This is a genomic window from Streptomyces sp. WAC05292 (assembly GCF_003949955.1).
GTDB classification, from domain to species: Bacteria; Actinomycetota; Actinomycetes; order Streptomycetales; family Streptomycetaceae; genus Streptomyces; species Streptomyces globosus.
The window spans coordinates 1-7,594 of sequence record NZ_RPSE01000316.1 but is presented as its reverse complement, the minus strand read 5'-3'; the positions used below and the strand labels follow the sequence as shown (position 1 = coordinate 7,594).

At 77.9% G+C, this 7,594-nt stretch carries 5 protein-coding genes; 4 read left to right on the top strand and 1 reads right to left on the bottom strand.

What is annotated here, in order from left to right:
* The first annotated feature begins 1,162 nt into the window (after positions 1–1,162).
* From EF903_RS25150 to EF903_RS25140, 3 genes are all read left to right on the top strand, one after another.
* Positions 1,163–4,525, top strand: a complete 3,363-nt coding sequence (locus EF903_RS25150) for a non-ribosomal peptide synthetase (protein ID WP_125546839.1) — start codon at positions 1,163–1,165, stop codon at positions 4,523–4,525.
* Positions 4,522–5,214, top strand: a complete 693-nt coding sequence (locus EF903_RS25145; protein ID WP_125546837.1) for a formyltransferase family protein — start codon at positions 4,522–4,524, stop codon at positions 5,212–5,214. Before EF903_RS25150 ends, EF903_RS25145 begins: the two co-directional genes overlap by 4 nt.
* Positions 5,215–5,513: 299 nt before the next feature.
* Complete coding sequence (locus tag EF903_RS25140; protein ID WP_125546835.1) at positions 5,514–6,110, top strand: dihydrofolate reductase family protein; 597 nt, start codon at positions 5,514–5,516, stop codon at positions 6,108–6,110.
* Positions 6,111–6,159: 49 nt separating this feature from the next.
* Here EF903_RS25140 and EF903_RS25135 read toward each other — a convergent pair whose 3' ends face one another.
* Complete coding sequence (locus EF903_RS25135) at positions 6,160–6,852, bottom strand: GNAT family N-acetyltransferase (RefSeq protein WP_125546833.1); 693 nt, start codon at positions 6,850–6,852, stop codon at positions 6,160–6,162.
* 151 nt (positions 6,853–7,003) lie between these two features.
* On the opposite strand from EF903_RS25135, the gene EF903_RS25130 reads away from it, so the two are divergent.
* Positions 7,004–7,594: TetR/AcrR family transcriptional regulator (locus tag EF903_RS25130; RefSeq protein ID WP_148142568.1), on the top strand; the 591-nt coding region annotated here is incomplete at its 3' end.

Genomic DNA, 7,594 nt, shown 5'->3' with positions numbered 1-7,594 from the left:
CCCTGCCGACTCCCCGTACGGCGTCGGCGTCCCACACAGCCACAACGTCCGACACGGGCACGGTTTCCGACACCGCCGCGGCGCCGGGCGCCCTGCCGACTCCCCGTACGGCGTCGGCGTCCCACACGACCACAACGTCCGACACGGGCACGGCTTCCGACACCGCCGCGGCGCCGGGCGCCCCGCCGGCCCCCGGTACGGCGTCGGCATCCGGCATGAGCCGGCCGCCCGCTCGCGGCCCCGCCGACGCCCCGCCCGCTGCTGCGGGCCGCGGCCGACGCCCCGCACACGGCCCCGCGGGACAGCCCAAGCCCCACGGCACGCCGCGGCGCGCACCGGGGGAGCCCGGGAGCGACGACCCGGGCCACCCCGCCCCCGGATCCCTCCCCACCGGCACGACACGTGCCGGAGCCGCGCGGCCCGGAGACGCCGGGGGAGGTGCGGCGCCTGCGCCCGGAGGGGGGACGCCGCGTCACGGATCCACCGATCCGGCCGGACCCACCGGCCGAGAGGACACCTCACGATGACCACCAGCACACCGCACCCGTCCGACACCCCGAACCGGCCCGAGGCGCCCCGCACCTCCGCAGCGTCCGGCGCGGCCGACCTGCCCGCCACGTTCGGCTCCCCGGTGGCGCCCGAGTCGCCCGCCGCATCCGATACGGCGGGCTCGCGAGGCGTTCCGGGGCCGACGGCGGCAGCGGCCTGTTCGCCTGCTGCCGCCGGTTGCTCCGGCTCGGGTGCCGCGTCCGACGCGGCGGGCCCGCAGAACACGCGCGGCTCGTCGGAGGCGCACCGCGCATTCGCCGTCTCCGCCACCGCCGTCGTGTCCGACACCGAGACCTCGTCGGAAGTGCCCGGTTCGGTTGCCGCCGCCGGTTCCTCCGGCTCGGCCGGGGTGTCCGACGCTGCGGGACCGCAGGGCACTTCAGGCTCGTCGGAGGCGCCCCGTGCACGCCCCGCGGCCGGTACGGCAGACGTGCCCGGCACCCCCGGCTCGCCCGAGGTGTCCCGCTCGCCCGCCGGGTCCGGCACCTCCGGTCCGTCGGAAGGCTCGTCGGCGGCGCCCGGGACGACCGGTTCGGCTGCTGTTGCCGCAGCGTCCGGCACATCCGGCGCGCCGGAGCCGGGCCGCGCGTCCGGCGGTGCGTACCGGCGGCCCGTGTCGCCCACCGAGCGGCTCTACCTCGCCGCCGGGCAGCCGCGCGGTGGCATGGCCCTGCGGATCGTCGTCGAAGGCGACGGCCTTCCCGACCCCGACCGGCTCCGCGCCGCCGTGGCACGGGCCGCGGAGACGTGCCCCGGCTCCCGGCTCGTCCGCAGCGGCCCGCTGTGGGTCGCCGGAGGTCCGCCGCCCCCCGTCGTCCACGCTCCCCCCGCCGCGGGTCCGTTCGACGTCTCGGACCCGCACACCGCCCGCCTCCTCACCGACCGGTCCGGCCCGGCGGACCGGCCAGGCTGCGGCCTGCTCGTCGTGCCCGGTGCGGGCGGGGCCCGCACCACGCTCGTGTTCAGCGCCTCGCACGCCCTGATGGACGGGCACGGCGCCCTCACCTGGGTGCGGGAGGTCTTCCGCGCCCTCCGCGGCGAAGCCGCCCGGCCCGCCGCCGACCCGTCCACCGATCTCGGCGTGCTGCACCGGCTCGCCGCCGGCCCGGGCGGCCGCCTCCGCCGCAGGCCCGCGCCGCTGCCCGGGCGGCGCTCCCCGCTCGGCCCCGCGGCGGCCGCCGGCACCCCGTCTCGAACGCTGTGGCTGCGCCGCACCCTGCCCGGCCGGCATCCCGCGCTCACCGCCCGGCTCGCCCAGGCCCTCGCCGACACGGCTCGGCTCGACACGCGCGCCATGGTCCCCGTGGACCTGCGCCGCCACCTCCCGCACCTCGCCGCCGCCACCGGCAACCTGACCCTGCCCGTCTTCCTCGACCTGCGCCCCGGCGAGGACTGGGCCGCCGCACACACCCGCCTGCTGACCGCCCTCGCCGCGGGCGGCGAACTCGCGGCCGGGTTCGAAGCCGGGCTCGTCGGCCGCCTGCCCCGGCCGGCCGTCGCCGCGCTGCTGCGCGCCGCCCAGGCCGCCGCCGAGCGCAGCGACCGGCACCTGGCCTCCGCCGTCGTCTCCCACCTCGGGCGGCTCGACACCGGCGAACTCTCCGGCGGCGGGTTCACCGCCGGCACGGCCTACGCCCTGCCCGTGCACGCACCGCTGGTGCCGCTGTCGTTCGCCGTCGCGGAGACGGCCGACGCGACCGAGATCACCCTCGGCGTCCGCGCCGCCGACCCCTCCCTGCCGCGCCGCGCCACCGCCTTCCTGGACTCCGTACTCGATGCGCTTCTCGCGGGCGGCGCCGGTGCCCGTACGGGCGCCCCGTCCGCCCCGACGGCCCGCAGGGGCCCGGCTGCAGCCGACTCCGCGGCCGTTGCGGGGGAACGGGGACTGCTGCCGCCGGCCCACACGCCCGCCCCGTCCGCCCCGGCCGACGCGACCGTCGTCGACCTGTTCCGCGCACAGGCCGCCCGTACGCCCGCGGCCGTCGCCCTCGACGGGCCCGCCGGACCGGTCACGTACGCGGAACTGGACCGGCGTTCCGACGCGGTCGCCGCCGAGCTGGTGCGGCGCGGGACCGCCCGCCGGGACCTCGTCGGCCTCGTCGTGGACCGCACCCCGGAGGGTGTGGCCGCGCTGTGGGGGATCCTCAAGGCAGGCGCCGCCTACGTCCCCCTCGACCCGGCCCACCCCGGCCCGAGGGTCCGCGGCGTCCTCGCATCCTGCGGCGCCCGGCTCACGCTGACCCGCCGCCACCTGGTCGCCGGTCTGGCCGAGTTCGTCCCCGGCGAGCTCCTGGCCGTCGACGACGTGCCGACGCCCGCGCAGCCCCCGGACACCCCGGCGGCCGCGGCCGCCACCGCACCGGCCCCGGACGACCTGGCGTACGTGATGCACACCTCCGGCTCGACCGGCCGCCCCAAGGGCGTCCTCATCGAGCACCGCGGGCTGGCCGCCTTCGTCCGCTGGATGACCGACCTGTGCCGCGTCGGCGAAGGCACCCGCTTCGGCTTCGCCTCCTCCTACGCCTTCGACATCTCCTGCTTCCCGCTGTTCCTGCCCCTGTCGGCCGGCGGAACGGCCGTCCTCGCCCCGGACGCGCCGTCCCCCGCCGTGCTCCGCGCCCTCGTCGGCGAACACCGCGCCGACACGCTCGCCCTGACACCGTCCCACCTCGCCCTCCTCGACGGCGACGGCGGCGGCCCCCTGCGCACCCTCCTGCTCGGCGGGGAGGAGCTGACCCCGGCGGCGGTCCGCTCCGCGTACGCCGCCTTCGGCCCCGGCTGCCGGCTGATCAACGGCTACGGGCCCACCGAGGCGACCGTCGCCTGCCTCGCCCACGTCGTGGACGACACCGAGACGGGCCCCTCGCTGCCGCTCGGCACACCGGGCCCGGACCTCCGCGTCGACCTGGTCGCAGAGGACGGCACGCCCATCGGGACCGGCCCGGACGAGACCGGCCGCGTGGGCGAGATCGTCGTCCACGGCGTCCAGGTGGCGCGCGGCTACCACCGCCCCGAGCAGGCGCCCGCCGAGCCGGACGGCCCCGGAACGCCGTTCGCGACGGGCCCCGAGGGGGTGCGCTCGTACCGCACCGGCGACCTCGGACGCCGCCTCCCGGGCGGCGGCATCGCCTTCGCCGGCCGGGCCGACGGCCAGGTGAAGGTGGCCGGCCACCGCATCGAGCCCGCCGAGATCACCGCAGCCCTGGAGGCGCACCCCGGCGTGGTCCGCTCCGCGGTCACGCCCCGGCGCCGACCGGGCGCACGGGGCCCGGTCCTGTGCGCGTACGCAGTCCCCACCCAGGGCACCGCTGCCACGGTCCCGTCGGCCACGGGCCCTGCCGCCCGTGGCACTGCGGCCGCGGGGCCCGCGGATTCCGGGTCGGTCGTCACGGCGCCGGAGGCCACCGGCTCGGCGGCCTCCGGTGGGGCCGGCACCGGCCTTGCCCATGACCGCCCGGCGGACGCCGCCGCCGGCGCCCCGGCGTCCTCCGGCGGCGCGCCCTCGGCGGAGGAACTCCGCGCCCACCTGGCCGGGATCCTGCCCCGGCACCTGGTCCCGGCGCACGTCCTGCTCGTCGCAGCCCTGCCCACCACCGTCAGCGGCAAGACGGACTTCGACGCCCTTCCCGACCCGTTCGCCGGAACCGCCCCGCCCCCGGCCGGGCCGGGCGTGCCGCACGAGCCGGCCGACACCGACCCCGGCGGCAGCCGCACGGCGCTGCGCGCCCGCGTGGCCCGCCACTGGGCGACCGTCCTCGGGGTCGACGCCTCCGTGCTGAGCGCCGACTCCGACTTCCAGGCGCTCGGCGGTGATTCGCTGGCCCTCGTCGAGATGCTGAGCGCCGTCAGCGCCGACCTGCTCACCCCGGACCAGGCGCGCCGCCTCACCGAGGACCTCACCTTCCTGGTCCGCGACCTGACCCTCGGCCGGGTCTGCGACCGCCTCACCGCCGTACGCGAAGGAACCACCGCATGATCTTCGTCGGAGAGGGCGCCCTGCTGCGCCGTGCCGTCTCCCATGCCGCCGCCCGCGGCCACCGCGTCGACCTGGTCTGCTCGCCCGACCCGCTCGACGCGGCGGCCGCCGGGCCCGGAACGGCGCACCTCGCCGCGCCCGACGTCAACGCAGGGGCCGCCGACCTGGCGGCGGCCTGCACCGACGGGATCGTCTGGTCGGTCAACAACCGGCAGATCTTCCGCGCCCCGGTGCTGTCCCTGGGGCTCCGCATCGTCAACGTCCACAACGGCCTGCTGCCGCAGCACCGCGGACTGCCGTCCGCCGCCGTGGTGTTCGCGCTGCTCCGCGGGGACACCGAGTACGGGGCCACCGTCCACGAGGTCGACGCCGGCATCGACACCGGCCCCGTGCTCGCCGAGCACCGCTTCCCGATCGGGCCCGCGGACCGCTTCCACGAGGTGATGCTGCGCGGCGTCCGCGCCTGCCAGGCGCTGTTCGAGCGGACGCTGCCCGCCGTGACCGCGGGCGAACGGCCCCCGGCCGTCCCACCGCGCCCGCCGGCCGCCGCCGGGTACTACGGGCGGCGGGCCCTCGCCCGCCTCGGAGAGCACCGCGACTCCCCCTCCTTCGCACGCGCCACCGACCTCGGCGCCTTCGCGGCCCACGCCCCCGAGGTCGCCGAGGCCCTGCACCGCGTACGGCCCTGAGCGGGGACGCCGGCCCGGCCGCCCGGCCGCCCGCCGCCCGTACGCCCGGCGCGACGCGGGCCGCGGCTCCGCGCGTTGCTCCTCCGCGTTGCCTGCCCGTACGCGGCTTCGGCGTCCGGAGGCGGCCCGGAGCGGTACGCGTTCGGGTCGCCGGCCCGCGGCGGCGCCGCAACTCCCACCCCGTCCAACGGTGTCGGGTCACCCGCCGGCCCGGTGCGATGATCGTTCCGCGGCTCGTGACCCGGCTGCCGGCCGACGGCAGGGGGCGTACCGCAGCGGACCGACAGGAGGGACCCGGCGTGCGCCGACTCGTCTACTACATCGCCACCACGCTCGACGGCTTCATCGCCGGCCCGGACGGCGCCGACCCGACCGGTCCGAACGGCTTCTGGCCGATCGCGGAGGACTACATCGAGCACCTCGTCGCCGAGTACCCGGAGACCCTGCCCGTCCACGCCCGGCAGGCGCTGTCCGTCACGGCCGAGGGCACCCGTTTCGACACCGTGCTCGAAGGGCGCCGCACGTACGAGATCGGCCTCGCGGCCGGCATCACCGACGCCTACCCGCACCTGCGGCACCTCGTGTTCTCCCGCACCCTCACGGAGCTTCCCGACCCGGCCGTCGAACTGGTCTCCGCAGACCCGGTGGCCACCGTGCGCGAGCTCAAGCAGCAGGACGGCAAGGACATCTGGCTGATCGGCGGAGGCGAGCTGGCCGGCTCCCTGTACACGGAGATCGACATGCTGGTCCTCAAGGTCGGCCCGCTCACCCTGGGCGACGGGATCCCGCTGTTCTCCCGCGAGGCGGCCTTCGCCCCCCGCGTGTGGACGCTCGCCGACCACACGGTCCTCAAGAGCGGGGCGGTGTTCCTCACCTACACCCGCACCGCCGCCTGACACCGGTCCCCGTGGCGGCGCGGGCCCGCCCGGCCGGTGCGGGCCCGACCTACCGGCTGGAGGGAGCCACCGGCCCCCGTGCGATCACGACGTCGGCTTCGCGGCGCCAGCCCAGGGAGGAGTAGAGGCGCTGCCCCTCCGCACTGGCGATGAGGAGACCGGTACGGGCGCCCTGGGCCGCGGCGGCCTCCGCCAGCAGGCCCATCACGGCGCGCCCCAGGCCGCGCCGCCGGTGTGCCGGGTCCGTTTCGACGCGGTCGGCGACCGCGTCGGCGCCGACCACGGCGATGGTGCCGCGCGCCGCCACCTCTCCGGAGGAGTCGTGGAGGGAGACGACCGTGACAGGCCCCTCCGTGCGGACCTCGCGCTCGTACGGCGCGGCGGGCGCGTGCCGCGGGTGCTCGGCCAGGTCGGCCGTCATCAACCACTCGGACCGGTGGAGCAGCTCCAGCCCGGCGGCGTTGACGGCGGCCTCGACGCTGCCGGGGCGCAGTGTGGGCACCGTGAGCCAGGTGGTCTGCCCCGCGGCGGCCACGACTGCCGCAAGCCGTGCCAGGGACGCGGGATCCTCGTCCGCGCGGAGCGCGAACACCTCGACCTCGCGGCCGGGCTGGTCGCACCTGGACCGCAGGCCGTCCCCGGCCGACTCGGCCGGCTCGACCGCCTCGGCCTCGGGCAGGGACCGGGCCAGGGTCCAGCCGTTCAGCCAACGCCGCATCAGCTCTGATTCGATCTTCGTCATCGGGCGATTAGAGCACGACCGCAACCGGCCGTCGGGCGCACGACCGCCTCCTCCTCCGCGTCGGTGCCGCCCCGAGGGCGGTTTGCCGTCGTGCAGGCCGAGCGCTTTAATGCATGAACAGTCATTCATTAACGAGGAGGCGGGCAGGGGCATGGCACGACCCAGGGGCGTCGAGGACGCGGTGATCCTGCGGGCCGCCGTCGGCGTGATCGGCCGGTCCGGGCCGGCCGGCCTCACCCTGGCCGCCGTCGCCCGCGAGGTCGGGCTCGTCCCCGGCACGCTCGTGCAGCGGTTCGGCTCCAAGCGCGGCCTGCTCCTCGCGCTCGCCGAGTGGGCCGCCCGCGACGCGGACGACCTGCCCGCCCGCGCCCGCCAAGGCCGTGAAGGCCCCCTGGCCGCACTGGAGGCGCTGCTCGTCTCCTTCACGGAGCACACGCAGACCCCCGAGGCCTACGCCCACCACCTGGCCTTCCTGTGCATCGACCTCACCGACCCGGACTTCCACCGCCACGCCCTGGCCGTACACCAGGCGCAGCAGCGCGCCGTCGCGGCCCTCCTCGGCGAGGCGGCCGAGGCCGGGGAGCTGCGCCCCGGCACGGACACCGCCGCGCTCGCGGCGACCGTGCAGGCCGCCACCGCCGGCGCCGGACTGGCCTGGGCCCTCGACCGCAGCGGCACCCTCGCCGACCGCGTGCGCCGCGAAGCCGACGTCGTGATCGCACGGGGGCCGGTGGCTCCCTCC

Excerpts from the sequence above, each read along its gene's own strand:
- EF903_RS25135 (WP_125546833.1), bottom strand. The coding sequence starts at position 6,852 with ATGACGAAGATCGAATCAGAGCTGATGCGGCGTTGGCTGAACGGCTGG.
- EF903_RS25145 (WP_125546837.1), top strand. The coding sequence starts at position 4,522 with ATGATCTTCGTCGGAGAGGGCGCCCTGCTGCGCCGTGCCGTCTCCCAT.